At 71.5% G+C, this 24,883-nt stretch carries 29 protein-coding genes and 5 tRNA genes; 8 read left to right on the forward strand and 26 right to left on the reverse strand.

Features of this window, described 5'->3' with window-relative positions; all coding sequences use genetic code 11:
• Window positions 1-161: 161 nt before the first annotated feature.
• A complete protein-coding gene (locus tag ACH4TL_RS00715) occupies window positions 162-368 on the reverse strand; it encodes a hypothetical protein (protein ID WP_069866466.1) in 207 nt (68 codons plus the stop codon).
• A gap of 385 nt (window positions 369-753) precedes the next feature.
• Window positions 754-1,035 (reverse strand): acylphosphatase, encoded by a 282-nt coding sequence (locus ACH4TL_RS00720; RefSeq protein ID WP_398322478.1) that lies wholly within the window; start codon window positions 1,033-1,035, stop codon window positions 754-756.
• A gap of 156 nt (window positions 1,036-1,191) precedes the next feature.
• On the opposite strand from ACH4TL_RS00720, the gene ACH4TL_RS00725 reads away from it, so the two are divergent.
• Window positions 1,192-2,097 (forward strand): CAP domain-containing protein, encoded by a 906-nt coding sequence (locus ACH4TL_RS00725; protein ID WP_398322474.1) that lies wholly within the window; start codon window positions 1,192-1,194, stop codon window positions 2,095-2,097.
• A 95-nt stretch (window positions 2,098-2,192) separates the two neighbouring features.
• The gene (locus ACH4TL_RS00730) at window positions 2,193-2,636 is read left to right on the forward strand and encodes a winged helix-turn-helix transcriptional regulator (protein WP_398322471.1); all 444 of its coding nucleotides are present in this window, start codon (window positions 2,193-2,195) and stop codon (window positions 2,634-2,636) included.
• On the opposite strand, the gene mutM is transcribed toward ACH4TL_RS00730, so the two are convergent.
• The 9 genes from mutM to ACH4TL_RS00775 all read right to left on the reverse strand — a co-directional run bounded on the left by mutM (window position 2,585) and on the right by ACH4TL_RS00775 (window position 11,882).
• On the reverse strand, window positions 2,585-3,478 hold the full coding sequence (gene mutM, locus ACH4TL_RS00735) for a bifunctional DNA-formamidopyrimidine glycosylase/DNA-(apurinic or apyrimidinic site) lyase (RefSeq protein ID WP_398322468.1): 894 nt from the start codon (window positions 3,476-3,478) through the stop codon (window positions 2,585-2,587). The two genes, ACH4TL_RS00730 and mutM, sit on opposite strands and share 52 nt — an antisense overlap.
• A 65-nt stretch (window positions 3,479-3,543) precedes the next feature.
• On the reverse strand, window positions 3,544-4,443 hold the full coding sequence (gene rnc, locus ACH4TL_RS00740; RefSeq protein WP_398322465.1) for a ribonuclease III: 900 nt from the start codon (window positions 4,441-4,443) through the stop codon (window positions 3,544-3,546).
• Window positions 4,444-4,462: 19 nt separating this feature from the next.
• Entirely contained in the window at window positions 4,463-4,636 is a 174-nt protein-coding gene (gene rpmF / locus ACH4TL_RS00745; RefSeq protein WP_009714764.1) for a 50S ribosomal protein L32, read from the reverse strand.
• Between the two features lie 2 nt (window positions 4,637-4,638).
• The gene (locus tag ACH4TL_RS00750; protein ID WP_398322462.1) at window positions 4,639-5,229 is read right to left on the reverse strand and encodes a YceD family protein; all 591 of its coding nucleotides are present in this window, start codon (window positions 5,227-5,229) and stop codon (window positions 4,639-4,641) included.
• 181 nt (window positions 5,230-5,410) lie between these two features.
• Window positions 5,411-6,535: a cell division initiation protein gene (locus ACH4TL_RS00755; protein ID WP_398322459.1), complete on the reverse strand. Its 1,125-nt coding sequence runs from the start codon at window positions 6,533-6,535 to the stop codon at window positions 5,411-5,413.
• A 107-nt stretch (window positions 6,536-6,642) separates the two neighbouring features.
• A complete protein-coding gene (gene coaD, locus ACH4TL_RS00760; protein ID WP_398322456.1) occupies window positions 6,643-7,152 on the reverse strand; it encodes a pantetheine-phosphate adenylyltransferase in 510 nt (169 codons plus the stop codon).
• Window positions 7,149-7,736 (reverse strand): 16S rRNA (guanine(966)-N(2))-methyltransferase RsmD, encoded by a 588-nt coding sequence (gene rsmD, locus ACH4TL_RS00765; protein WP_398322451.1) that lies wholly within the window; start codon window positions 7,734-7,736, stop codon window positions 7,149-7,151. The genes coaD and rsmD overlap by 4 nt, the downstream gene beginning before the upstream one ends.
• A 136-nt stretch (window positions 7,737-7,872) precedes the next feature.
• A complete protein-coding gene (recG, locus tag ACH4TL_RS00770) occupies window positions 7,873-10,086 on the reverse strand; it encodes an ATP-dependent DNA helicase RecG (protein ID WP_398322448.1) in 2,214 nt (737 codons plus the stop codon).
• Between the two features lie 59 nt (window positions 10,087-10,145).
• A complete protein-coding gene (locus ACH4TL_RS00775; protein ID WP_398322445.1) occupies window positions 10,146-11,882 on the reverse strand; it encodes a DAK2 domain-containing protein in 1,737 nt (578 codons plus the stop codon).
• A gap of 212 nt (window positions 11,883-12,094) precedes the next feature.
• Between ACH4TL_RS00775 and rpmB the strand changes: the two genes are divergently transcribed.
• Window positions 12,095-12,280, forward strand: a complete 186-nt coding sequence (gene rpmB / locus ACH4TL_RS00780) for a 50S ribosomal protein L28 (protein ID WP_009714771.1) — start codon at window positions 12,095-12,097, stop codon at window positions 12,278-12,280.
• An 82-nt stretch (window positions 12,281-12,362) separates the two neighbouring features.
• On the opposite strand, the gene thiD is transcribed toward rpmB, so the two are convergent.
• Both thiD and ACH4TL_RS00790 read right to left on the reverse strand, forming a co-directional pair.
• On the reverse strand, window positions 12,363-13,205 hold the full coding sequence (gene thiD / locus ACH4TL_RS00785) for a bifunctional hydroxymethylpyrimidine kinase/phosphomethylpyrimidine kinase (RefSeq protein WP_398322894.1): 843 nt from the start codon (window positions 13,203-13,205) through the stop codon (window positions 12,363-12,365).
• 16 nt (window positions 13,206-13,221) lie between these two features.
• On the reverse strand, window positions 13,222-14,190 hold the full coding sequence (locus tag ACH4TL_RS00790; RefSeq protein WP_398322442.1) for a thiamine-phosphate kinase: 969 nt from the start codon (window positions 14,188-14,190) through the stop codon (window positions 13,222-13,224).
• Window positions 14,191-14,327: 137 nt separating this feature from the next.
• Between ACH4TL_RS00790 and ACH4TL_RS00795 the strand changes: the two genes are divergently transcribed.
• On the forward strand, window positions 14,328-14,561 hold the full coding sequence (locus ACH4TL_RS00795) for an Lrp/AsnC family transcriptional regulator (protein ID WP_398301697.1): 234 nt from the start codon (window positions 14,328-14,330) through the stop codon (window positions 14,559-14,561).
• 107 nt (window positions 14,562-14,668) lie between these two features.
• Here ACH4TL_RS00795 and ACH4TL_RS00800 read toward each other — a convergent pair whose 3' ends face one another.
• The 3 genes from ACH4TL_RS00800 to ACH4TL_RS00810 are packed head-to-tail and all read right to left on the reverse strand — an operon-like array spanning window position 14,669 to window position 17,632.
• Window positions 14,669-15,841: a D-alanine--D-alanine ligase family protein gene (locus ACH4TL_RS00800; protein ID WP_398322439.1), complete on the reverse strand. Its 1,173-nt coding sequence runs from the start codon at window positions 15,839-15,841 to the stop codon at window positions 14,669-14,671.
• 34 nt (window positions 15,842-15,875) lie between these two features.
• Window positions 15,876-16,877 carry an NAD(P)H-dependent glycerol-3-phosphate dehydrogenase gene (locus tag ACH4TL_RS00805; RefSeq protein WP_398322434.1) on the reverse strand — a complete coding sequence of 334 codons (1,002 nt, stop codon included), beginning with the start codon at window positions 16,875-16,877 and terminating at the stop codon, window positions 15,876-15,878.
• A complete protein-coding gene (locus ACH4TL_RS00810; protein WP_398322431.1) occupies window positions 16,874-17,632 on the reverse strand; it encodes a lysophospholipid acyltransferase family protein in 759 nt (252 codons plus the stop codon). Before ACH4TL_RS00810 ends, ACH4TL_RS00805 begins: the two co-directional genes overlap by 4 nt.
• A gap of 172 nt (window positions 17,633-17,804) precedes the next feature.
• On the opposite strand from ACH4TL_RS00810, the gene cofC reads away from it, so the two are divergent.
• Both cofC and ACH4TL_RS00820 read left to right on the forward strand, forming a co-directional pair.
• A complete protein-coding gene (cofC, locus tag ACH4TL_RS00815; protein WP_398322892.1) occupies window positions 17,805-18,464 on the forward strand; it encodes a 2-phospho-L-lactate guanylyltransferase in 660 nt (219 codons plus the stop codon).
• Between the two features lie 237 nt (window positions 18,465-18,701).
• Complete coding sequence (locus ACH4TL_RS00820; RefSeq protein ID WP_398322427.1) at window positions 18,702-18,905, forward strand: hypothetical protein; 204 nt, start codon at window positions 18,702-18,704, stop codon at window positions 18,903-18,905.
• Window positions 18,906-18,975: 70 nt separating this feature from the next.
• Here ACH4TL_RS00820 and ACH4TL_RS00825 read toward each other — a convergent pair whose 3' ends face one another.
• From ACH4TL_RS00825 to leuC, 4 genes are all read right to left on the reverse strand, one after another.
• Entirely contained in the window at window positions 18,976-19,563 is a 588-nt protein-coding gene (locus ACH4TL_RS00825) for an HU family DNA-binding protein (RefSeq protein WP_398322424.1), read from the reverse strand.
• 125 nt (window positions 19,564-19,688) lie between these two features.
• Window positions 19,689-19,934, reverse strand: a complete 246-nt coding sequence (locus tag ACH4TL_RS00830; protein ID WP_398322421.1) for a hypothetical protein — start codon at window positions 19,932-19,934, stop codon at window positions 19,689-19,691.
• Between the two features lie 124 nt (window positions 19,935-20,058).
• Window positions 20,059-20,652, reverse strand: coding sequence for a 3-isopropylmalate dehydratase small subunit (gene leuD / locus ACH4TL_RS00835; protein WP_398322418.1), 594 nt, complete (start codon window positions 20,650-20,652; stop codon window positions 20,059-20,061).
• Window positions 20,653-20,658: 6 nt separating this feature from the next.
• Entirely contained in the window at window positions 20,659-22,089 is a 1,431-nt protein-coding gene (leuC, locus tag ACH4TL_RS00840; RefSeq protein WP_398322415.1) for a 3-isopropylmalate dehydratase large subunit, read from the reverse strand.
• Between the two features lie 142 nt (window positions 22,090-22,231).
• Here leuC and ndgR point away from each other — a divergent pair, with 142 nt between their 5' ends.
• Window positions 22,232-22,948: an IclR family transcriptional regulator NdgR gene (gene ndgR, locus ACH4TL_RS00845; RefSeq protein ID WP_055547339.1), complete on the forward strand. Its 717-nt coding sequence runs from the start codon at window positions 22,232-22,234 to the stop codon at window positions 22,946-22,948.
• A gap of 40 nt (window positions 22,949-22,988) precedes the next feature.
• Here ndgR and ACH4TL_RS00850 read toward each other — a convergent pair whose 3' ends face one another.
• Window positions 22,989-23,480 carry a DUF4188 domain-containing protein gene (locus tag ACH4TL_RS00850; protein WP_398322412.1) on the reverse strand — a complete coding sequence of 164 codons (492 nt, stop codon included), beginning with the start codon at window positions 23,478-23,480 and terminating at the stop codon, window positions 22,989-22,991.
• Window positions 23,481-23,587: 107 nt separating this feature from the next.
• Between ACH4TL_RS00850 and ACH4TL_RS00855 the strand changes: the two genes are divergently transcribed.
• Window positions 23,588-24,232, forward strand: a complete 645-nt coding sequence (locus ACH4TL_RS00855) for a MerR family transcriptional regulator (RefSeq protein WP_398322409.1) — start codon at window positions 23,588-23,590, stop codon at window positions 24,230-24,232.
• 45 nt (window positions 24,233-24,277) lie between these two features.
• On the opposite strand, the gene ACH4TL_RS00860 is transcribed toward ACH4TL_RS00855, so the two are convergent.
• The 5 genes from ACH4TL_RS00860 to ACH4TL_RS00880 all read right to left on the reverse strand — a co-directional run bounded on the left by ACH4TL_RS00860 (window position 24,278) and on the right by ACH4TL_RS00880 (window position 24,760).
• Window positions 24,278-24,350, reverse strand: a tRNA-Glu gene (locus ACH4TL_RS00860).
• 25 nt (window positions 24,351-24,375) lie between these two features.
• Window positions 24,376-24,447, reverse strand: a tRNA-Gln gene (locus tag ACH4TL_RS00865).
• A 13-nt stretch (window positions 24,448-24,460) separates the two neighbouring features.
• Window positions 24,461-24,533 (reverse strand) — tRNA-Glu (locus ACH4TL_RS00870).
• Window positions 24,534-24,565: 32 nt separating this feature from the next.
• Window positions 24,566-24,638: transfer RNA gene (locus tag ACH4TL_RS00875), tRNA-Glu, on the reverse strand.
• Window positions 24,639-24,688: 50 nt separating this feature from the next.
• A tRNA-Gln gene (locus tag ACH4TL_RS00880) sits at window positions 24,689-24,760 on the reverse strand.
• Between the last annotated feature and the right edge of the window lie 123 nt (window positions 24,761-24,883).

The raw sequence follows: 24,883 nt of genomic DNA on the forward strand, positions 1-24,883 counted from the left end.
AATGATCGGTAATGATCGGTTTCACCGGCGAGGGGGTGGGGCACATCAGTCGGTAAGGAAAAGCCAGAGGTACACGGGGGGAACGACGAAGGGACGCCGAGGCGTCCCTTGAAGATTCTCAAGCGGCTGACGGTGCAGCCCGACCGGCCCGATGGGCTGGGTCAGGCGAGCGCAGGCTCCGCCTGGGATACGTCGATGCTTTCGAGCAGCGAGTCGCCGTGACGAGCGGCGGCGGACAGCGCGTCGTTTTCGGCCTGAATCCGCACAAGCTCGGATTCAAGATCCTGAACACGCTGCTGAAGCCGTCGCATCTCGGAGAGGACTCGGGGGTCGGAGCCGCCGACGTAACCGAGAAGCGCCTTTGCCATGATGGATGGTCCTCCACAATGAGTGACCGACCGAAGCGGTGTGGGTCGTGAGGGATTCGCACCCGCGATGTTCGCCGATATTGCCGTGCTGCGATGGCGGACAAGTTAAGGTGCGCGGGGACTTCCAGAGTCTCACCAATTGGTTTGAGGGTCAACACGATCACATGCCGCCGACACCGCGAAGGCCGAGAGCACACAGGGGCACGAGCTGTGCCGCCCGCTCTCCAGAGGACCCGTAGCGGTTGGGGATCTTCCTACGCTCCGCAGCCTTCCACGGCGCGGCTCCATTCGCAACCATCAGCCGGTTTCTGCTCACAGTGCGCACGGAAGGCGTGGTCAGCGGGGTGCCGGAAGGGGGCCGAACGGGGGTCCCGAGGGGCCTCGCTCAGCGGATCTCGAAGCTGCCGTAGCCGCCCCGCGGTGTGTCCCAGATCTCGGTGACACCGTCGACCCGCCCGGGCGTGTCGCCCTCCCGCAACCAGTCGAGCAGCTGTTCGCACTCCGCGCGCGGCCCCTCCGCGACGACCTGTACGCGGCCGTCGGAGAGGTTGGAGGCGAAGCCCTCCAGCCCTCCGATGCGCAGCGCGTTCGCCCGGGTGAACCACCGGAAGCCGACACCCTGGACACGGCCGCGGACCCACGCGGTGAGGCGCACGTTGTCGTTCATATGCGCACGCTAACCGGCGAATTGGCGCCTCGGCACATCCACCTCCTCCCACATGGCGTACAGTCCCGGCTCAGCGAGACTCACTCACACGAGTGACACATGACTTGCCCACACAAGCCACACATTTGACGTACTCGCACATAAGGAAGGCAGGAGATGGGCCGCCATCGACGATCTGCCCCCGGAACCGCGACGCCGCCCGTGGTGGGCGCCGGACGCCACCGGGGACCGCGCCGTAGCCCTCTCGCACCGGTGAGGACCGGGCTGTTAGGTGTGTCCGCCGCGATGGCGGTGGGCGCTGTGGCCATGGCCTCGGGCCTGGTGCAGGGCCCCGGGGGGCTCGGCGGCACCGAGCCCGCCGGACAGGTGCAGGCCGGCGGGTCGCCGGGCACCGGCCCGGACACCCAGGACCCGGGGACCGTCTTTCCCCCGAGCGGCGCGGGTACGTCGACGATCCCCGGCGGCAACACCCCGCAGGCCCCGTCCACGACCCCCTCCCCGACGCCGTCGAAGCCCTCCAAGACGCCGTCCACGACGCCGTCGGACGACCGCCCGAGCCCGTCGGGGTCCGGTGGCAAGACCGGCGGCGGCTCCTCGGACGGCGGCGGCTCGGGCTCGTCCGCCCCGTCCCGTACGCCCACGACCGACCCGGTGCCCAGCCTTCCGCCGGAGAAGCCCGACCGGGCGGCGGCGGCCGAGAAGGCCGTCATCGCGCTGGTGAACGAGGAGCGGGCCGAGGTCGGCTGCCAGCCGGTGACCGAGGACCCGAAACTCGCCCAGCTGGCGCAGGACTTCACCGACGACATGGCGGTGCGCGACTTCTTCGACCACCTCGACCCGGACGGCAAGGACCCCTGGGAGCGCGCCAAGCTCGCGGGCATCCTGGACCTGGGCGGGGAGAACATCGGCCGCGGCCAGAGCACCGCACAAGACGTGATGGACTCGTGGATGGACAGCCCCGACCACCGCGCGAACATCCTCAACTGCCAGTACAAGACGCTCGGCGTCGGCGCGCACTTCGGCGACGACGGCCCCTGGTGGACCCAGGACTTCGGCTACTAGAGCCACGGGGGCTGTAAGAGCTACGGGGGCCGCTGGAGCGCGCTCACCGAACCACAGCGCTGCCCACAGGAGAGCGCTGCGCGTATGGTGTGTGCATGGAATGTGAACGCACCGCCGGAAGCCCCCCGGAGGAGGACGCCTCCGGGGACGCGGCCTTCGACGTGTTCGCGCGCGCCTGCCCGTCCCGCGCCACGCTGGAGCACGTCACCGGCAAGTGGGGCAGCCTCACCCTGACCGCCCTGTTCGAGAGCGGCTGCCGCTTCAACGAGCTGCGGCGGCGGGTCGACGGGGTCAGCGAGAAGATGCTGTCCCAGACGCTGCACGCGCTGGAGCGGGACGGTCTGGTGCACCGCGAGGCCCAGCCGGTCAATCCGCCGCGCGTGGACTACCGGCTCACCCCGCTGGGACACGCGGTCGCCGAGCGGCTGCTGGCGCTGATCGGCCTGGTCGAGGAGCGGATGCCGGAGGTGCTGAGCGCCCGGGAGACCTACGACGGGCGGCGCAGCGCCGAGGCCCCGGCCGGGCGCGGCGGGCGCTGACAGCGCGGGCAGAAGTAGCTGGAGCGGTTCATCCAGGGGCGGCGGCGCATGGCGGTGCCGCAGCGGCGGCACGGCTCGTCCTCCCGGCCGTACGCGTCGAGGGAGCGCTCGAAGTACCCCGACTCGCCGTTCACATTGACGTAGAGGCTGTCGAAGCTGGTGCCGCCCACCGCCAGTGCCGCGCTCATGACATCCCGCACATGGCCGAGGAGTTCGGCGGAGCGCGGCCGGGTGAGGGTGGCGGTCGGCCGGTCGTAGTGCAGCCGGGCGCGCCACAGCGCCTCGTCGGCGTAGATGTTGCCGACGCCGCTGATCAGCGACTGGTCGAGCAGGGCGCGCTTGACGGTCGTACGGCGGCGGCGCAGCGCGAGGTGGAAGGCCGCCTCGTCGAAGGCGGGGTCCAGCGGGTCGCGTGCGATGTGCGCGATGGCGTCCGGCAACCCCTCCAGGTCGCCGGGGACGGAACCGTGCAGCGAGAGCCCGCCGAAGGTGCGCTGGTCGACGAAGCGCAGCTCGGTGCCCACGTCGTCGGCGAACCGGACCCGGATGCGCAGGTGCTTCTCGTCCGGGGCGTCGCCGGGCTGGACGAGCAGCTGGCCGCTCATGCCCAGGTGGGCCAGCACCGCTTCGGCGGTGTCCTCGAACGGCAGCCACAGATACTTGCCGCGGCGGCGGACCGCCCCGGTGCGACGGCCCTTCATGCGGGCCGCGAAGTCCTCCGCGCCGCCCAGGTGGCGGCGTACCGCGCGGGGGTGCAGCACCTGGACGTCGGCGACCGTACGGCCGCTGATCCAGCGCTCCAGACCGCGCCGGACCACCTCTACCTCGGGCAGCTCGGGCAACGTGTCTCCTGAAGAGGGATCACCGGCCCTCCGGCCCCGGTCTGTGACCGGGGCCGGAGCGGTGCCTAACGGGTGGTGGTGGCCGAGTCCGCGGCCGGGGCGGCCGGGGCGCTCGTGGCCTCGGCACCTTCGGCGGCGGCTTCTGCCTCCGCCTCGGCTTCCGCCTCCGCCTTGGCCTTCGTCTGGGCCTCGTCGGCGGCCGCGCGGATCGCGCGCCAGGCGGCCTCGGCCGCCTGTTGCTCGGCTTCCTTCTTGCTGCGGCCGGTGCCGGTGCCGTACGCGACACCACCGACGCGGGCGGCAGCCGTGAAGGTCTTCTCGTGGTCGGGCCCGGTCTCGGAGACCAGGTACTCCGGAACCCCGAGACCCTCGGTGGCGGTCAGCTCCTGGAGGCTGGTCTTCCAGTCCAGGCCGGCGCCGAGGTTCGAGGACTTCTCGATCAGCGGGTCGAAGAGCCGGTGCACCAGCTCGCCCGCCGCGTCGAGTCCCCGGTCGAGATAGACAGCACCGATCACCGCTTCCAGGGTGTCGGCGAGGATGGATGCCTTGTCCCTGCCCCCGGTGCCCTCCTCGCCCCGGCCGAGCCGGATGAAGGCGCCGAGATCGAGCCCCCGGCCCACCTCGGCGAGCGCGCGCGAGTTGACCACCGCGGCCCGCAGCTTGGCCAGCTGGCCCTCGGGCAGGTCCGGGTGGATGCGGTACAGCGTGTCCGTGACCACCAGGCCGAGCACGGAATCCCCGAGGAATTCCAGCCGCTCGTTGGTGGGCAGACCGCCGTTCTCGTACGCGAAGGAGCGATGGGTCAGCGCACGCACCAGAAGGGCGGACTCGAGTTGATACCCGAGCCGCCCTTCCAGGATCGTGTGGGACGAGGCCTTGTCCGCCTGGACCGTATCGCCGCCGCGCTGATGACCTCCGCGAGGTTCACCCGCGCGCTTGCGGGACGGCGTGCTGGCGTCTGACATAGAGCCTGTCACCCGCCGATCAGACCTCGAGGACCTGGCGGCGGTTGTAGGTGCCGCAGCTCGGGCACGCGATGTGCTGCTGCTTCGGCTCGTGGCAGCGCTCGCACGCCACCAGGGTGGGGACCGCAGCCTTCCACTGCGACCGGCGGTGGCGCGTGTTGCTGCGCGACATCTTCCGCTTCGGAACAGCCACGGCTACTTCTCCTGTGGGTCATCCCCGCGCTGGCGGGGGGCGTTGTCCTTCTCGCCGTCCTGAATGGACTCGGCGAGTCCCTGCAATGCCGCCCAACGGATGTCGACGGCTTCGTGGTGGTGGTCCGGGTCGTCCGCGAGCCGCGCACCGCAATCGGCACACAGCCCGGGGCAGTCCTCCCGGCACACCGGCTGCAACGGCAGTGAGAGCACCACCGCGTCGCGCAGCACGGGCTCGAGGTCGAACAGGTCGGCCTCGAGGAAGAGCGTGTCCTCCTCCTCGGCGTCGTCGCCGGTGTCCGCTTCGCGGCTCCGGTCGTCGGCGTCGGGGTAGGAGTACATCTCCTGGAAGTCCGCTTCGAGCTCTCGCTCCAGCGGCTCCAGACACCTTACGCACTCCCCCGTGAGCGGTGCACGGGCGGTGCCTGTGACAAGCACCCCTTCCATGACCGACTCCAGACGGAGTTCGAGCTCCACGGTCACGCCCTCCCGCACCCCGATGACCTCGATGCCGAGGTCCTTGGGGGCCGCCACGGAGCGGGAGACCCTCTTCAGCGCACCAGGACGCCGCCCCAGCTCACGTGTGTCGAACACGAGGGGGGCACGGTGGTCGAGGCGGGCGTTCAGGGCTTCCTGCTTTCTACGCTGCGGCGGGCCGCCCGTTACGGACTTGAAGCGGGCAGCCGAGATCGCGGACGTACACGCGACCGAAGAGCCAGGATACTGGACGGGCCGCCCCAGGCCCAATCGGGTCCAGGACGGCTCCGGACAGCCTCTAGCGCCCCTGCTCGTACTGGCGCAGCTGATCGAGGTCGATCATGCTCGTGTCGAACAGGCTGGTCTCGTCGAGCGCCGCGGCGGGCGGCTGCGGGGGGTACGGGGGCTGCTGCGGCTGCTGCTGCGCGTAGCCGTTGGGGTCGTAGCCCTGGGGCTGCTGCGGCCAGCCGTACGCGTCCTGCTGCTGATAGCCCGGCTGCTGCATCTGCTGACCGTACGGGTCCGGCTGCTGGACGTAGCCCTGCTGCTGGTAGCCGTACGCGTCCTGCTGCGGGTAGCCCGCGGCGGCGAAGTACCCGGGGTCGGCCGCCGCCGGGTCCATCGCGGCGGGGTCCATCGCGGCGGGCTGCACGGCCGCGGGCTGGACGACGGGCGGCTGCGGCACGGCAGCGGGCTGCGCGGCGATGCCCTGCGCCTGGGCCAGTTCCGCGTAGTAGTCGTCGTCGCTGGTGTGCAGCGCCTGGGCGGTCGCGTCCTGAGCGGCCATGTGGGCGCCCAGCTCATCGGCCGGGCGGGAGCCGAGCAGCTTCTGCCGCCCCCGGCCGACCGCCTCCAGGGTCTTGCCGAGCACCGCCGAGACGGCCCCCAGCTTGGTGTCCACGTAGTCGTCGGCGCGCTGCCGCAGGGTGTGCGGATCGGCGCTGCGCTCCGGCTCGTCGTCCATGCCGTCGCCGCCGGGCGCGCGGCCGAGCAGCTTGTCGCGGCCGCGGTCCACCGAGCCGATGGTCTTGGTCAGCACGACCTCGAAGTTGGCGAGTTTGCTGTCGACGTAGTCGTCGGCCTCGGCGCGGATCTCCTCGGCCTCCCGGCGGGCCTCCCCGAGGATCCGGTCGGCCTCCTCCTGGGACGTCCGGGCCACCTCGGTCTCCGAGGCCAGCCGGGCGCGCTCGGCGTGCGCGGACTCGATGATCCGCGTCGCCTCCTGACGGGCGTCGTCCACCATCCGGTCCCGCCCGCCGATCAGCTCCTCGGCGTGGGCGAGGGAGTCGGGGAGGGCGGCGCGCACCTCTTCGAGCATGGCGAGCAGTTCGGCGCGGTTGACCACGCACGAGGCCGACATGGGCATGGCCCGGGCGCTGCCGACGGCGCTCACGATCTCGTCGAGCTTCTTCTGCACGTCCACCTTGGGTGCTCGCAGTCTGAGTCGGAGGGGATGAGACGGGACCGACTGTACGGCCAGCGGGCGCCTGCCCGACACCCGCTGACGCGCCGTCAGTTCTCAGTCCGCGGTCACTTCCGCCGCAGCCGTTCGCCCAGGGCCTCCAGGACGAGCGGCGGCACCAGGTGGGAGATGTCGCCGCCCCAGGCCGCGACCTCCTTGACCAGGCTGGAGGAGAGGAAGCTGTAGGTGGGGTTGGTGGGCACGAAGAGCGTTTCCACGCCCGACAGGCCGTTGTTCATCTGGGCCATCTGGAGCTCGTAGTCGAAGTCGCTGACGGCCCGCAGCCCCTTGACGATGGCGGGGATGTCGCGCTGCTTGCAGAAGTCCACGAGCAGCCCGTGGAAGGACTCGACCTGCACATTGCCGTACTCGGCGGTCGTCTGGCGGAGGAAGTCCATCCGCTCCTCCACCGTGAACAGCCCCTGCTTGGACTTGTTGATCATCACGGCGACGTGGACGACGTCGTACAGCTTGGACGCTCGGGCGATGATGTCGAGGTGCCCATTGGTGACGGGGTCGAAGGACCCCGGACAGACTGCGCGGCGCAACGGAAGTTCCTCGCTCTCGGGTCCGGTCATGACGCGTTGTCGCACGTCGAGGCGGCGCGACCGTACCAAAGCGTGCCCTCGCCGTAGCGACGGGACCGCAGCCCCTCGAAACCGGCCGGCCACCCGAACTCCCCGCCTCTGGTGCTGCGCTCCACGGTGGCCAGCGCTTCGGGCGCGAGCCAGCCTTTGCCACGGAGTGTGAGCAGGATCTCGCGGAGATCGTCGTCGGTGACGGCGTACGGCGGGTCCAGGAAGACGACGTCGTACGGGCCGGAGGCCGGGGGCGGGCCGCCGATCGCTGCCTCGGCCTTCGCCGTGCGCAGTTCGGCGCCGGGCAGCCCCAGCGCCCGGACGTTCTCCCGGATGGTGCGGGCGGCGCGCTGGTCCGACTCGACCAGCAGCACATGGGCCGCGCCCCGGGACAGCGCCTCCAGGCCGACCGCGCCCGAGCCGCCGTACAGATCGAGGACCCGGGCACCGCTCAGCGAGCCGAGCAGCGACTCCCAGGTGGAGAACAGGCCCTCGCGCGCCCGGTCCGAGGTGGGTCGGGTGCCGTTTCCCGGCGGCACGGCCAGGCGGCGTCCGCCGGCCGCTCCGGCGATCACGCGGGTCATGGGTGTGGCAGTCCTTCGCGGTGGTCGTCGCGGTGCTCGGGGCAGCGGCGGGCGGTGCGCCATGACGCGCCGGGCCGCCGCCCCTCCACGATATGGCGTCCGGCGCCGCACCGGACCCCCGCGGCCCGCCCGCGGCTCATCCCTTGTCGAGGAATTCCTCCCGCTCCTCGTCCAGCAGGGCGTCCAGCGCGGTGCGCAGCTCCGGGTAGCCGGTCAGCTCGGGGTCTGCAGCGACGATCGCGGTGGCTTCCTCCCGGGCGGCGGCGATGACCTCCTCGTCGTCGATGACGGCGAGCACCCGCAGCGAGGAGCGGACGCCGGACTGGGCCTGGCCGAGGACATCGCCCTCGCGGCGCTGCTCCAGGTCGATCCGGGACAGCTCGAAGCCGTCGAGCGTGGCCGCGACCGCGCCGAGCCGCACCCGGGCGGGGCTCGCCTCGGGCATCTCGGTCACCAGCAGGCACAGCCCCGGCGCCGAACCCCGGCCGACCCGGCCGCGCAGCTGGTGGAGCTGGGAGACGCCGAACCGGTCGGCGTCCATGATCACCATGGCGGTGGCATTGGGGACGTTGACGCCCACCTCGATGACGGTCGTGGCCACCAGCACGTCCACCCCGCCCGCGGCGAAGCGGCGCATCACCTCGTCCTTGGCCTCCGGCGCCATCCGGCCGTGCAGCACCTCCACCCGCAGATCGCGCAGCGGGCCGGTGGCGAGCTTGTCGGCGATGTCGAGGACCGCGAGCGGCGGACGCTTCTCCGCCTCGTCCTCGGCCGACTTCTCCTTCACCGCCTTGGACTCGTCCTCCTCGTCGCCGATGCGCGGGCACACCACATACGCCTGGTGGCCGCCCGCCACCTCCTCCCGCACCCGCTCCCAGGTCCGGGCCAGGAAGTGCGGCTTGTCCTTGGCGGGCACCACATGGGAGGCGATCGGGGAGCGGCCGGACGGCAGCTGGTCCAAGACGGAGGTTTCCAGGTCGCCGAAGACGGTCATCGCGACGGTCCGCGGGATCGGGGTGGCCGTCATCACCAGCAGATGCGGGGGCTGCTTGCCCTTGGAGCGCAGCGCGTCGCGCTGCTCGACGCCGAAGCGGTGCTGCTCGTCGACGACCACCAGGCCCAGATCGTGGAACTGGACCTTGTCCTCGATCAGCGCATGGGTGCCGATCACGATCCCGGCCTCGCCGGTGACCAGGTCCAGCAGCGCCTGACGGCGGGCGGCGGCCCCCATGGACCCGGTGAGCAGCACCACCTTGGTGCCCTGCTCCGCGCCGCCGAGCATCCCTCCCTCGGCCAGCTCGCCCATCATCTCGGTGATCGAACGGTGGTGCTGCTGGGCCAGGACCTCGGTCGGCGCGAGCATCGCCGCCTGTCCCCCGGCGTCCACGACGCCGAGCATCGCGCGCAGCGCGACCATGGTCTTGCCCGAACCGACCTCGCCCTGGAGCAGCCGGTGCATGGGGTGGTCGGTGGCCAGGTCGGCGAAGATCTCGGCGCTGACCCGCTGCTGTCCGTCGGTGAGGGTGAACGGCAGGCGGGCGTCGAAGGCGTCCAGCAGACCGCCCTCCACCGGCCTGCGGGGCGCGGCGGGCGCCGTCGCGTCGGCCTGGCGGCGGCGGGCGAGGGCGACCTGGAGGACGAACGCCTCGTCCCACTTGAGCCGGTCGCGCGCCCCGGCGATGTCGGCCTTGGTGCGCGGGCGGTGGATCAGGCGCAGCGCCTCGGGCAGGGTGGCGAGCCCGCGGCCCTCGCGCAGGCTCTCGGGCAGCGGGTCGATCAGCCCGGCCAGCGTGCTGTCCTCCTGGCCCGCCGGGCCGAGGACGGTGTCGACCGCCTGCTGGATCTGCCAGGACTCCATCTGCTTGCAGGCCGGGTACAGCGGCAGCAGCTGGTTGGCGAACGCCTCCACGGCGTCCGAGCCGCTGTCCGCGCGCAGCAGCTTGAACTCGGGGTGCGCCAGCTGCCGCTTGTGGTTGAAGACCGAGACCTTCCCGGCGAACATCGCGCGGCTGCCGGGCAGCAGCTCCCCCCGCGGCTTGTGGACGCCCTTGCCGAAGAAGACCAGCTGGAGGCGGCCGCTGCCGTCGGTGATGGTGACCTCAAGACGCTGGCCACGGCCGCTGTTGAACTTGTGCACCCGGGCGTCGGCGACCTGCGCGACGACGGTCACATGCTCGTCCAGCGGCAGATCGGCCAGGCGCGTCAGCTCACCGCGCTCCGCGTACCGCCGCGGGTAGTGGTGCAGCAGGTCGCCGACCGTGTTCAGGCCGAGGTGCTCGGCCATCACCTTCGCGGTGTTGCCGCCGAGGACCTTCTTCAGGGGTTCATCCAGCACGGGCACGCAGTCCATTGCACACCACGCCACCGACAAGCGGGGCCATTCACGGGGGCATGCCCGGGATCACGGGATCATTCGATGCCTATGATCAGCGGCGCGGAGGGCTGGCCGCCCCGGTAGACGACCGTGTCCACGGCGAAGTGGCCCTCCCGTACGTGCCGCTCCAGCCGCTCGGCGATCTCGTCCGGGAGGTCGGCGCCGAGCACCAGCGTGACCATCTCCCCGCCCGCGGCCAGCATCCGGTCCAGAACGGTCTCGGCGGTCGGGGCCAGCTCGCCGCCGATCACCGCGACATCGCCGTCGATCAGGCCCAGCACGTCCCCGGCCTGGCAGACCCCGGCCATGGTCCAGGACCGGTGCTCGGCGACGGCCAGTTCGGCCCAGCGGGTGGCGCCCGCGGCGGAGGTCATCGCGACGACGTCCTCGTCGAAGCTGCGGGCGGGCTCGTGCACGGCGAGCGCGGCGATGCCCTGGACCGGGGAGCGGGTGGGGATGACGGCGACCCGTACGCCCTCGGCGCGGGCCTGCGCGGCGGCGGCCGCGGCCGGGTGGCGCAGCTCGGCGTCGTTGGGCAGCAGCACCACCTCGTGGGCGTGGGCCCGCCGGATCGCATCGGCCAGCTCGCCGCCGCCGGGCGGCTTCCCGGGATCGGTGGCGACCACGGTGGCGCCCGCCTCGGCGCACAGCGCCGCGAGGCCGTCGCCGGGGACGACGGCGACCACCGCGCGGCTCGCGCGCTCGCCGGACGGCGCGTCCGGCCGCCGCTCGGGGCGGCCCGGCTCCGGGGCGGCGGGACGGCGCTCCGCGGGGGCGCCGAAGTGGGTGATGCGGATGCGGTACGGGCGCCCCGCCTCGATGCCCGCCTCGACCGCGGCGCCCGCGTCGTCCACATGGACGTGGACGTTCCACAGTCCGTCGCCGCCGACGATCACCAGGGAGTCGCCGAGCGCGTCCAGCCGCCCGCGCAGACCGGTGACGGCGTCGTCGCCGGCCTCCAGGAGGTAGATCACCTCGAACGCGGGCCCGTCGGCGGAGCACTCCACCGGCCCGGCCTCCGTCTCTCCGCCGCGGGCGGGCGCGGGGATGGCGGGGGCGGCGGGCGGCGCCGCCGGGGGCTCGCCTGACAGGGCCTCGGCGAGCCCGCCCAGCACGGTGACCAGGCCGTAGCCGCCCGCGTCCACGACGCCCGCGCGGGCCAGCACGTCGAGCTGCCCCGGGGTCGCCTGGAGCGCCGCGCGCGCCCCTTCGTACGCCGCGTGCGCCACCGCGCCCACGTCCCCGGTGGCCCGCTCCGCGCCCTCGGCTGCGGCCACGGCCACGGTCAGCACGGTGCCCTCGACGGGGTGCGCGACGGCGAGGTACGCCAGCTCGACCGCGCGCCGCAGGGCCCGTCGCAGCCCGTCCGCCGCGTCGTCGTTCCCCGTAGCGTCACTTCCCGTACCCCCGCCGTCGGCCAGGACGTCCGCCATGCCGCGCAGCAGCTGCGCCAGGATGGTGCCGGAGTTGCCGCGCGCGCCGATCAGCGCACCGTGCGCCATGGCACGCACCACGTCGGCGAGGCTGGGGTGGCCGTCGAAGGCCGCGTCGACGGCCTGGGCGGCGGACTCGACGGTCAGATACAGATTGGTGCCGGTGTCACCGTCCGCGACCGGATAGACGTTGATCGCGTCGATGTCCTCGCGGGCCCGGCCCAGCGCGTCCAGCGCGAGCCCGCACCAGATCCGTACCGCATCGGCGTCGAGCGTGTGCGGCACGTACGTTCTCCTCGGGACGGTGAGGGGTGTCTCAGGGGACGGGCTTGGCGTCATCGCAGGCTAGTCGCCGCCCTCCGCGGGTGCTGGGGCAGCCATGATAGTTTCGTTGTACGGGAGTGGTCGTTGTATGCTGCTCCGGTTGCCCGATGAGAGTCGGGCTATTCCCCTGGCGCCGCCGGTCTTTCACGATCTTGGCTACGCCGGGGTTCCCGTTAAGTTTCTGTCTCCTCGCGGGAAGCGAGGCTGACCCGTCTTTGGAGTAACCCGTGGCTGCCAACTGCGACGTCTGCGGCAAGGGGCCGGGCTTCGGCAACAACATCTCGCACTCGCACCGCCGCACCCGCCGTCGTTGGAACCCCAACATCCAGACGGTGCGCGCTGTGGTCGGTCGGACCCCGAAGCGGCTCAACGTCTGCACCTCGTGCATCAAGGCCGGCAAGGTCTCGCGCTAGGCGCACGACTTCCCCGCGCAAGCGGGATTCCGGTTGCCGAGGCCGGTCCACCGATGGTGTGGACCGGCCTTTACGCATGCCCTCACTCGCCGGAAGAACGGGGCTCGGCGGTCAGCCAGCCGTGGTCGACCGGGCCGATGCCGGTGCCCAGGGGGAAGCCCGCGGCGATCGCGCCCGTGACGTACCGCTTGGCCGCCCCGACGGCCTCCGGGACCGGCATGCCGCCCGCCAGGTAGGTGGCGACCGCCGAGGCGAGGGTGCAGCCGGTGCCGTGGGTGTGGCGGTTGTCGTAACGGGGCGCCCGCAGCCAGTGCTCCTCGGTGCCGTCGGTGAGCAGGTCCACCGCGTCCCCCGGCAGATGGCCGCCCTTGATCAGCGCCCAGCGCGGGCCGAAGTCCAGCACCGCGCGCGCCGCCCGCCGCAGATCGCCCTCCGAAGCGGCCCGGATGCCGGTCAGCTGGGCTACCTCGTCCAGGTTGGGGGTGGCGACGGTGGCGGTCGGCAGCAGCTTGGTGCGGACCGCGTCCAGCGCCTCGGCGGCCAGCAGCGGATCGCCGTGCTTGGAGACCCCGACCGGGTCGACGACCACCGGGGCGGGCAGCCCCGCGAGCAGCCCGGCGACGGTCTCGACCAGCTCGGTGGTGGCCAGCATGCCGGTCTTGACCGCCTGCACGCCGATGTCGTCCACCACGCTGCGGAACTGGGCGCGGACCGCCTCAGCGGGCAGCTCCCAGGCGCCCTGTACGCCCTGGGAGTTCTGCGCCGTCACCGCGGTGAGCACGCTCATCCCGTGCGCGCCCAGCGCCAGCATCGTCTTCAGGTCGGCCTGGATACCCGCACCGCCGCCGGAGTCCGATCCGGCGACGGTGAGGACGCGGACGGGCGCGTGACGGTCACGGGGGACGCGGGGAACATCGCTGGACATGGCCATACGGCCGAATCTACTCGGCGCCCTGGTCATCCCCGAAATGGTCCCAGCCCGCGTGCACCCAGGGCGCCCCGTCCACCGTCACCTGCGGCAGCGCCGACGGGTTGAGCACCCGGCCGATCACCTTCCAGCGGGCGGGCAGCTTCACATCGGACGGGAAGGTGGCCACGATCGCGTGGTCCTCTCCCCCGCTGAGCACCCACTGGATCGGATCGACGCCCACCGCCTGCCCGATGTCCGACATCTGCGAGGGGATGTCGATGTCCCCCGAGCGCAGATCGATACGGACCTGGCTGGCCTCGGCGATGTGCCCGAGGTCGGCCACCAGACCGTCGCTGACGTCGGTCATGGCGGTCGCGCCGAGCCCGGCGGCGGCCGGTCCCGCGTGGTACGGCGGCTCCGGGCGGCGGTGCGCCTCGACGAAGGCGCGCGGGGAGCGGAAGCCGCGCGAGAGCACCGCGTGCCCGGCGGCCGACCAGCCGAGCCAGCCGGTGACGGCGACGACGTCGCCCGGCTGGGCACCGGATCGGGTGACCGGCTCGTGGTTGCGCAGATCGCCCAGGGCGGTGATGGCGATGGTGATGGCGTCGCCGCGCACCACGTCGCCGCCGACCACCGCCGCGCCCGCCACCTGGCATTCGTCGCGGATGCCGTCCATCATCTCGGCCGGCCAGGTCACCGGCAGATCCGCGGGCACGACCAGGCCCAGCAGCAGCGCGGTCGGCACCGCGCCCATGGCCGCGATGTCCGCGAGGTTCTGCGCGGCCGCCTTGCGGCCGACGTCATAGGCGGTGGACCAGTCCCGGCGGAAGTGCCTGCCCTCCAGCAGGACGTCCGTACTGGCCACCACCCTGCGGTCCGGCGCGGCCACGACCGCCGCGTCGTCCCCGGGCCCCAGCCTCACCGCCGAGGTGGTGGTGAGCCGGGAGGTGAGCTCCCTGATGAGCCCGAACTCCCCCAACTCGCCCACGGTGCCCTTCATCGCATTGCCCCTTCGTGCTCGTGGCCCTGTGCCCACCGCGCCGCGCACGCCGCGCGGGTCTCCCCGCGCCGCATGGCGACGCGGTACCGTGGCGTCCCTTCTCCCCACATGATCCTCGTAGCCGCCCTGGAGGTTCCGTGGTACAGGCGTACATCCTGATCCAGACCGAGGTCGGCAAGGCGTCGACCGTCGCCGACGTCATCGCCAAGCTCCCGGGGGTGATACAGGCCGAGGACGTCACCGGGCCGTACGACGTGATCGTGCGCGCCCAGGCCGAGACGGTCGACGAACTCGGCCGCATGGTGGTCGCGAAAGTCCAGAAAGTGGAGGGGATCACGCGCACGCTCACCTGCCCGGTGGTCCATATCTAGCTCCCCCGCGTGCTCGGCCGGTGAGGTCCGCGCGCATACCCGCCCCCGCCGGTCGTCTCCGGCGGGGGTGTGACGGACGCGGCCGCCCGGAGGCGGCCGGAATGCCTCTAGCGCAGCCCCGTGGAGCGGCGCAGCGCGGCCTGGATCAGCCGGTCCACCAGCTCCGGATAGCTCACGCCGCTCTCCTGCCACATGCGCGGGTACATGGAGATCGGTGTGAAGCCGGGCATCGTGTTGATCTCGTTGATCACGAACTCGCCGCTGTCCAGCAGGAAGAAGTCCGCGCGCACCAGGCCCTCGCAGGACACGGAGTCGAACGCGCGCACCGCCAGCTCCTGGACCCGCTCGGTCTGCTCCTCGGTGAGCGGCGCCGGGACGACACCGGGGGCCGCGTCGATGTATTTGGCCTCGAAGTCGTAGAAGTCATGGGTGGAGACCGGGGGGATCTCGGCGGGCACGCTGGCCCGGGGCCCGTCCTCGAACTCCAGCACGCCGCACTCGATCTCGCGGCCGCGCAGCAGCGCCTCCACGATGACCTTCGGGTCGTGCTGCCGGGCCGCCTCGACGGCCTCGTCCAGCTGCTCAGGGCCTTCGACCTTGGTGATGCCGATGGAGGAACCGGCCCGCGAGGGCTTCACGAAGAGCGGCCAGCCGTGCTCGGCGGCGAAGTCGGTGATCCGGGCGCGGGCGGCGGCGGGGTCGCGCTCCCAGTCGCGGGGGCGGATCACCTCGTACGGGCCGACGGGCAGCCCGAACGAGAGGAACACCCGCTTCATGTACTCCTTGTCCATGCCGACCGCAGAGGCCAGCACCCCGGCGCCCACGTAGGGCACCCCGGACAGCTCCAGCAGCCCCTGGAGGGTGCCGTCCTCGCCGTACGGGCCGTGCAGCATGGGGAAGACGACGTCGACGTCGCCGAGCGCCTTGGGCACCGCGCCAGGCTCGCTGTAGACGACCTCGCGGCTGCCCGGGTCGACCGGCAGCACGACCGACCCCTCCTCGGACTCGGCGAGCCGTTCGACGCTCGGCAGCTGCCGGTCCGCGATGGCCATCCGCTCGGGCGCGTCGGCGGTGAGCGCCCAACGGCCGTCCGCGGTGATGCCGATCGGCAGCACGTCGTACTTCTCGCGGTCGATGGCGCGCAGCACGGCCCCCGCGGTGACCACGGAAATGGCGTGCTCGGAGCTGCGTCCGCCGAAGACGACGGCGACGCGCGGCTTCCTCGGCTCGCCGGAGGAGGAAGCCGGGACAGGGCTTGAGGAAGGAGTCTGGCTGCTCATATCGCGTTGAGGTTACCTTGCGGTTCGGACGGCGTCAGTGCCGCTCCGCCTTCGCGCTGCGCGACATCAGCTCTTTGAGCGCGACGAGCGGCTGTTTGCCGTCGTGGACGATGCCCACCACGGTCTCCGTGATCGGCATGTCGACGTCGTGGCGCCGGGCGAGATCCGCTACGGACTCGCACGACTTGACGCCCTCCGCCGTCTGCCGGGTGACCGCGATCGTCTCCTCAAGGGTCATGCCGCGGCCCAGGTTGGTGCCGAAGGTGTGGTTGCGGGACAGCGGTGAGGAGCAGGTGGCGACCAGGTCGCCCATGCCCGCCAGGCCCGCGAAGGTGTGGGCGTCGGCGCCCATCGCGAGGCCAAGACGGGTCGTTTCGGCGAGCCCGCGGGTGATGAGGGACGCCTTGGCGTTGTCGCCGAGGCCCATGCCGTCCGCGATGCCGACGGCCAGCGCGATGACGTTCTTCACCGCGCCGCCGAGTTCGCAGCCGACCACGTCGGTGTTGGTGTACGGGCGGAAGTAGGGGGTGTGGCACGCGGTCTGGAGGCGGCGCGCCACGTCCTCGTCCCGGCAGGCCACCACGGAGGCCGCGGGCTGCCGGGCGGCGATCTCCTTGGCGAGGTTGGGTCCTGTGAGCACCGCGACGCGCTCCGCGGGCGCGCCGGCGACCTCCGCGATGACCTCGCTCATCCGCTTGGCGGTGCCGAGTTCGACGCCCTTCATCAGGGAGACCAGCACGGTGTCGGAGGGCAGCAGCGGGGCCCATGCGGCGAGGTTGCCGCGCAGCGTCTGGGAGGGCACGGAGAAGACGGTGAATTCGGCGCCGCGCGCGGCCTCGGCCGGGTCGGTGGTGGCCCGCACCCCGTCGGGGAGACGGATGCCGGGGAAGTAGTCGGGATTGGTGCGGCCGGTGTTGATGGCCTCGACGACATCGGGACGGCGGCCCCACAGCGTCACCTCGCATCCGGCGTCGGCGAGCACCATCGCGAAGGCGGTGCCCCAGGAGCCGGTGCCGTAGACGGCGCAGCGCGTCACTTGCTCTCCTCCTCGGCCACGGGGCGTTCTTCCCCGAGGCGCGGCTGGTCGGCGGTGGCCTCGTGTGCCCGGGCGGGCACCGGCTCGCCGCGGACCTCGGCGAGGAGTTCGGTGACCGCGGCCATGATGGTGTCGGTGGCGGCCCGCAGCACGTCGGCGGTGGGCTCCTGGCCGTAGTACGCGGACAGGTCCACCGGCGGGCCCGCGTGCACCTTGAGGGTCTTGCGCGGGAAGAGCCGGACCTTCTTGTCCTTGGCGTACGGCGGTACGGCCTCGTTGGCGCCCCACTGGGCGACCGGGATGACGGGGGCCTTGGTGAGCAGAGCGACCCGGGCGGCGCCGGTCTTGCCGCGCATCGGCCACAGGTCGGGGTCGCGGGTCAGCGTGCCCTCGGGGTAGAACGCCACGCACTCGCCCTTGTTGATGGCGTCGACGGCGGCCCGGAAGGCGTTGGCCGCGTCGGTCGACTCGCGGAAGACCGGGATCTGCCCGGTGCCGCGCAGCATCGTGCCGACGAAGCCGCCCTTGAAGAGGGCGGCCTTGGCGAGGAAGCGGGGCACGCGTCCGGTGTTGTACTGGAAGTGCGCGTAGGAGAGCGGGTCGAGATACGAGTTGTGGTTGATCGCGGTGATAAAACCGCCGTCGGCGGGAATGTGCTCCATTCCGTGCCAGTCCCGCTTGAACAGAACCACCAGTGGCGGTTTCACCATGACCGCCGCCATGCGGTACCAGAAGCCGATTCTGCGGCCGGACACTCGGAACATCCTCCTCTTGGACCCTGCTGACCTGCTGGCTTGCTGCCGTCCGGGCAGCCGCACAAGTGTCGCTCCAGGTACTCGGTCTGTCGAGGACACCGTAACCCCGCACCGTCCGGGACGAGCCGGGCAGCAGGCGAGAATGGGATCCGTGGGAAGAGACGCAAACCTCGTGACGTGGACGCTGGTGGTGCCGCTGAAGCCCCTGTCACGCGCGAAGAGCAGGCTTTCCGAGGCCGCCGGTGACGCCCTGCGGCCGGGTCTCGCGCTGGCGTTCGCCAAGGACACGGTGGGCGCGGCGCTGGCCGGGCGGCACGTCGGCGGGGTGAGCGTGGTCACGGACGATCCGCTCGCCGGGCGCGAGCTGGCGGCCCTGGGCGCCCGGATCCTGCCCGACGTACCGGGCCGCGGGCTGAACGCGGCGCTCGCGCACGGCGCCCGTACGGTGCGGGAGGGCCGCCCCATGGCCCCCGTAGCGGCCCTGAACGCCGATCTCCCGGCCCTGCGCACGGCCGACCTCGACCAGGTGCTCGAAGTCGCCGCGGGCTTCCCACGCGCCTTTCTGGCGGATGCGGCGGGGGTCGGCACGACGCTCCTCGCGGCGGCCCCCGGCACCGACCTCGCCCCCGCCTTCGGGGGCACCTCCCGGGCCCGGCACCGGGCGTCGGGCGCCCACGAGATCGAGCTGCCGGGGGTCGATTCGGTGCGGCGCGACGTGGACACCGGCGAGGATCTGCGCGCGGCGCTGGCCCTGGGCGTGGGCCCCCACACGGCCCGCCTGTGCGGCACGCCCTGCCCACCCGGCCGGCGGGCCGCGCTGCCGGGGACGTAGGGGGTGCCCGCGAAGTCCCATCAGGCCCGCGACGCCTGGCACGCGCCCCAGCTACTGCCGGGAGGTGCCCCCTTCTCGACGCGTTGCCGGGCCCGCCCGAGCAGGCCCGCCCACCCCCGGACTCCGTCCGGGAGGTGCTCCCTGAAAGCCGCGGGCTGATCCAACGCGACTTTGCGGGGATCCTTCAGGGGTGCCCGGCGGGGAGGTGGTGTCGGGGTGCGCACTAGGGTGGCGGGTATGCAGGGAACGGCCTACACCTACGACCCCGACGCCCGTACGGGCAGTGTGCTGCTCGACGACGGCACGCCCGTGCCCTTCGACGCGGCGGCCTTCGACGCCGGGGGGCTGCGGATGCTGCGGCCGGGGCAGCGGGTGCGGATCGAGGTGACGGGCGAGGGGGACGACCGGCGCGTCGTCTTCATCACCCTGCAGACGTTCTGACGCACCGCGGGCCGGGCTCCCTCTTCGGAGCCCGGCCCGGCGCGTGAACGGTGCCGCTGCGCGGCGACGACTAGCGCTTCCTGGCGGTGGCGGCCTTCTTGGCGGGGGCCTTGCGCGCGGTCGTCTTGCGCGCCGGGGCCTTCTTCGCGGCGGCCTTCTTGGCCGTGGCCTTCTTCGCCGGAGCCGCCTTCTTGGCCGTGGCCTTCTTCGCAGGCGCCTTCTTGGCGGCCGTCTTCTTGGCCGTGGCCTTCTTGGCGGCGGCCTTCTTCGCCGGAGCCGCCTTCTTGGCCGTGGCCTTCTTGGCCGCGGCCTTCTTCGCGGCGACCTGGAGGCTGCCCTTGGGGGCCTTCTTCACGGCCACCTCGCCGCCCCGCGGCAGCTTCTTCGAACCGCTCACCAGGTCCTTGAATCCCTGACCCGCGCGGAAACGGGGCACCGAGGTCTTCTTGACCCGGACCCGCTCTCCGGTCTGCGGGTTACGGGCGTACCGAGCGGGCCGCTCCACCTTCTCGAACGAACCAAAACCGGTGACCGAAACTCGATCCCCGCCGACCACGGCGCGGACGATGGCGTCCAGAACCGCGTCGACCGCGTCGGCGGCCTGCTGTCGTCCGCCGACCTTGTCTGCAATCGCTTCTACGAGCTGCGCCTTGTTCACGTCTTCCCCTTCGGAGACATTGCTGGAACGAATGTGTTCAAGCTTTTTCGCACGTTAGGCAGATATATACCGCAAATCAAACACGAAACGGGCTAATCACCCTTGTGCCGCAACGCACTCGGTCGTCATGGGCTTCTGCCGGAGTCGGGATCTTCGGGGAAACGACCCTCGTCGAGGTCGTTCATCAACCGCTCCAGACGCCTTGCCGCGTCTGCGAGATCGTGTTTCGCCGCTGCCGTGATCACCAGCAGCTTCCGGGACAGCGCCATCCGTACGCCCTCCGGGACTTGCAGTGTGCGCACCCTTGTGTGCGCTTCCTTGAGCCGGTCGGCGACGAGACCGTAGAGCTCGAGTTGGCCGTCGCGTTCCATGCACTGATTGTGCCATCTGAGGCGAGTTGTCGCTTCACGGGGCCTCAACATGACGATGCGCCGCCAGTCCGAGGACTGGCGGCGCATCATGCCAAACCCGCTCTGTGCAGGGAAAACCGGGGGGTCAGACCACCGTCGTGCTGGGCTTGAAGGAGGGACGACCGGCCTCGTACGCGACGATGTCGGCCTCCTCCCTGAGGGTGAGGCTGATGTCGTCCAGCCCCTCCAGGAGTCGCCATCGGGCGTTCTCGTCAAGCTCAAAATCAGCCGTGATTCCCTCGGCTCGAACCTGACGGTCGACGAGGTCCACGGTGACCTCCGCGGCGGGGTCCGCCTCGACCAGCTTCCACAGCCGGTCCACGGTCTCCTGCGGGAGGACGACGGTCAGCAGCCCGTTCTTGAGGGAGTTGCCGCGGAAGATGTCGGCGAAGCGCGAGGAGATCACGGCCTTGAAGCCGTAGTTCTGGAGCGCCCACACCGCGTGCTCGCGCGAGGAGCCGGTGCCGAAGTCGGGACCGGCCACCAGGACCGTCCCGCCCTTGTGCTCGGCCCGGTTGAGCACGAACTCCGGGTCCTTGCGCCAGGCCTCGAACAGCCCGTCCTCGAAACCGTCGCGGGTGACCTTCTTGAGCCAGTGCGCCGGGATGATCTGGTCCGTGTCGACGTTGCTGCGGCGCAGCGGAACGGCCCGGCCGGTGTGCGTGGTGAATGCTTCCATGGCTGCTCAGACCCCCACGGGAACGGTGACGTCGGCGTCGGACAGGTCGGCGGGCGAGGCCAGGTGGCCCAGCACCGCGGTGGCGGCGGCGACCTGCGGCGAGACCAGGTGGGTCCGGCCGCCCTTGCCCTGCCTGCCCTCGAAGTTGCGGTTGGAGGTGGACGCCGAGCGCTCACCGGGCGCGAGCTGGTCGGGGTTCATGCCCAGACACATCGAGCAGCCCGCGTGCCGCCACTCGGCGCCGGCCTGGGTGAACACCTTGTCCAGCCCCTCCTCCACGGCCTGGAGCGCCACCCGCACCGAGCCCGGGACCACCAGCATCCGTACGCCGTCGGCCACCGAACGGCCGGACAGGACCGAGGCGGCGGAGCGCAGGTCCTCGATGCGGCCGTTGGTGCAGGAGCCGACGAAGACGGTGTCGACCTTGATGTCGCGCAGCGGCTGACCGGCCGTCAGACCCATGTACTCCAGGGCCTTCTCGGCGGCGTAACTCTCGCTGGCGTCCTCGAAGGTGGCCGGGTCCGGTACCGACTCCGACAGCGGCGCGCCCTGACCGGGGTTGGTGCCCCAGGTGACGAACGGGGCCAGCTCGGAGGCGTCGATGACCACCTCGCGGTCGAAGGTGGCGTCGTCGTCGCTGCGCAGCGTGCGCCAATACGCGACGGCCTCGTCCCACTCCGCGCCCTCCGGGGCGTGCGGGCGGCCCTTGAGGTAGTCGAAGGTGGTGTCGTCCGGGGCGATCATGCCCGCCCGGGCGCCCGCCTCGATGGACATGTTGCACACGGTCATCCGGGACTCCATCGAGAGCTTCTCGATGGCGGAGCCGCGGTACTCGATGACGAAGCCCTGGCCGCCGCCGGTGCCGATGCGGGCGATGATCGCCAGGATCAGGTCCTTGGCGGTGACGCCGTCGGGCAGCTCGCCCTCGACGGTGACGGCCATGGTCTTGAACGGCGCGAGCGGCAGCGTCTGGGTGGCGAGCACGTGCTCGACCTGGCTGGTGCCGATGCCGAACGCGAGCGCGCCGAAGGCGCCGTGGGTGGAGGTGTGGCTGTCACCGCAGACGACGGTGGTGCCGGGCTGGGTCAGTCCCAGCTGCGGTCCCACTACGTGGACGACGCCCTGCTCGACGTCACCCAGCGGGTGCAGACGCACGCCGAACTCCGCGCAGTTCTTGCGCAGCGTCTCCAACTGGGTGCGGGAGACGGGGTCCGCGATCGGCTTGTCGATGTCGAGGGTCGGGGTGTTGTGATCCTCGGTCGCGATGGTGAGATCGGTACGGCGCACCTGGCGTCCGGCCTTGCGGAGGCCGTCGAACGCCTGCGGGCTGGTCACCTCGTGCAGCAGGTGCAGATCAATGAAGAGGAGGTCCGGCTCGCCATCGGCGTGCCGGACGACATGGTCGTCCCAGACCTTCTCCGCGAGTGTCCGTCCCATCGCTTTCCCTCCGACCGGCCTCTTCGCCGGCCCAACTCGTGTCGAGTGCGTGCCCTGGCCTGCGGGCCCGCCAGTTCCAGAGTGGCGGGTATCCCGAAAAATTGAACTTGCGTTTCACACTGTGAGACGCGAGTATCGTTTCATGGACAACTCTAGCGGCGTCGGCGTTCTCGACAAGGCGGCTCTGGTATTGAGCGCTCTGGAGTCCGGTCCGGCCACCCTCGCGGGGCTGGTCGGGGCCACCGGTCTCGCGCGCCCCACGGCGCACCGACTCGCGGTCGCACTCGAGCACCACCGGATGGTGGCGCGTGACATGCAAGGCCGCTTCATTCTGGGCCCGCGCCTGGCCGAGCTGGCCGCGGCGGCTGGCGAGGACCGGCTGCTGGCCACGGCCGGGCCGGTCCTCACCCACCTCAGGGACGTGACCGGGGAGAGCGCGCAGCTCTACCGGCGCCAGGGCGACATGCGCATCTGCGTCGCGGCGGCCGAGCGGCTGTCCGGATTGCGGGACACCGTGCCGGTCGGCTCGACCCTCCCCATGAAGGCGGGCTCGGCGGCCCAGATCCTGATGGCCTGGGAGGAGCCGGAGCGGCTGCACCGGGGCCTCCAGGGCGCCCGCTTCACGGCGACGGCCCTGTCCGGCGTACGGCGGCGGGGCTGGGCCCAGTCGATCGGCGAGCGGGAGCCGGGCGTCGCGTCCGTCTCCGCCCCGGTGCGCGGCCCGTCCAACCGCGTGGTCGCCGCCGTATCGGTCTCCGGACCGATCGAGCGGCTTACCCGCCACCCGGGCCGCATGCACGCCCAGGCCGTCATCGACGCGGCCGCCCGCCTCTCGGACGCGCTGCGCCGGGGCAACTGATGGCGGCGTTACGACGCCCGATCCTCCCGGCGCCCGGTTCCTACGCGCCCTTCAGCGACAGCCGGTCGGCCGCGCGCTCGCCGCGGCGGCCGACCGGGACGACCCCCATGGCCTTGCCCAGGCCGAACGGCGGCATGTCGTAGTAGATCGCCTCGTGCGCACCGGCCGGTACGGCGTAGGTCTCGTGCCAGAGTCCGACCTTCCCCCGGCCCTCCCGCGCCCGCCGGTTGAACGCGGTCCAGGCCGGGCGGTGCTCCTTGTCCTGCGACGAGGCGTACGCCAGCAGCTTCTCGTGCGAGTCCCAGTACTGCACGACGTACAGCACCCGCGGCGAGCCGGCCAGCAGCTGGTAGCCCAGCAGCCCGCTCTCCTTGTCCCGGGACAGCTCGCGCAGCATCCGCGGCATGGCCGTGAACACCGGCCACCAGCTGCGCAGCGCGCGGAAGCGGTTGATCCTCATCCCGATGAGGAAGACGGTCACCTCCCCCTCGGCATCGGCGGTCATACGGCCCTCGATCACATCGGCACCCATGGTGATCCCCTCGTTCCGACGTCGCGATAAGATTGGATAGTGGAGCTATCCAACACTTGGATAGTGACACTCTCCAACTACGAACGCAAGGGAAGGCTGCACACGGCATGCGACTGGCGGAGCTGAGCGAGCGCAGCGGGGTGTCCACCGCGACGATCAAGTACTACCTGCGCGAAGGGCTACTGCCACCCGGCGAGCGCGTCACTGCCACCAAGGCCGAGTACGGCGAGGAGCATCTGCGGAGGCTGCGGCTGGTGCGGGCGCTGCTCCAGGTCGGCCGGATGCCGGTGGCCACCGCGCGCGAAGTGCTGAGGGCCGCCGAGGACGAGTCGCTGAGCCAGCACCTGCGGCTGGGGGCCGCGGTCTGGGCGCTGCCGCACGGACCGGGTCCTGAGGAGGGCGCCCCGGAGACGGCTCACGCCCGGGAGCAGGCGGACGCACTGCTGGAGCGGCTGGGCTGGGACCACGGCCCGAAGGCCGGGGACCCCTCCCCCGCGTACGGGATGCTGGTGGAGGCCATCGCCTCGCTGGCCCGCCTCGGATATCCGCATGACACCGAGCACTTGCTGCCGTACGCCCGGCTGGTGTCCGAACTGGCCGTCCACGAACTGGATGTGGTGGAGACGTACGACACGCCCGGCGAGCAGATCGAGGCGTCCGTCGCGCTGACGGTGCTGTACGAGCCGGTGCTGCTGAGCCTGCGGCGGCTCGCCCAGGCCGAGGAGTCCGGCCGCCGCTTCGACGGGACATGACGTGAGAAGGCCCTCCGTGTCACCACGGAGGGCCTTCTCTGTACGTACCCCCGACCGGATTCGAACCGGCGCTACCGCCTTGAGAGGGCGGCGTGCTAGGCCGCTACACAACGGGGGCCTGAATCAGCACATCCTGTACTGCGCTGGGCTACCAGGACTCGAACCTAGACTAAATGAACCAGAATCACTCGTGCTGCCAATTACACCATAGCCCATGGTATAGACCAGTACCCCCGACCGGATTCGAACCGGCGCTACCGCCTTGAGAGGGCGGCGTGCTAGGCCGCTACACAACGGGGGCCCTAGCAATCTCCCCAACTGCTGGAGATCCCGTACCCCCGACCGGATTCGAACCGGCGCTACCGCCTTGAGAGGGCGGCGTGCTAGGCCGCTACACAACGGGGGCTTGGTTTTGCTCGATCAAGAGATTCACGAAGAAATCGAGAAGATCTCTTGCTGGGGTACCAGGACTCGAACCTAGACTAAGTGAACCAGAATCACTCGTGCTGCCAATTACACCATACCCCACCAAAACTCCACCCCTGTCGGGGTGTTGTCCGGGTTACGCCCCGGTCCGGCCTTTCGGCCCGCCCGGGCGGCGCAGGAAGAACATTACCCGATGGTGGACGGGCCACCAAAACGGATTGCCGG

Origin of the sequence: Streptomyces sp. NPDC021115, assembly GCF_044333065.1 — a bacterium.
GTDB lineage: Bacteria > Actinomycetota > Actinomycetes > Streptomycetales > Streptomycetaceae > Streptomyces.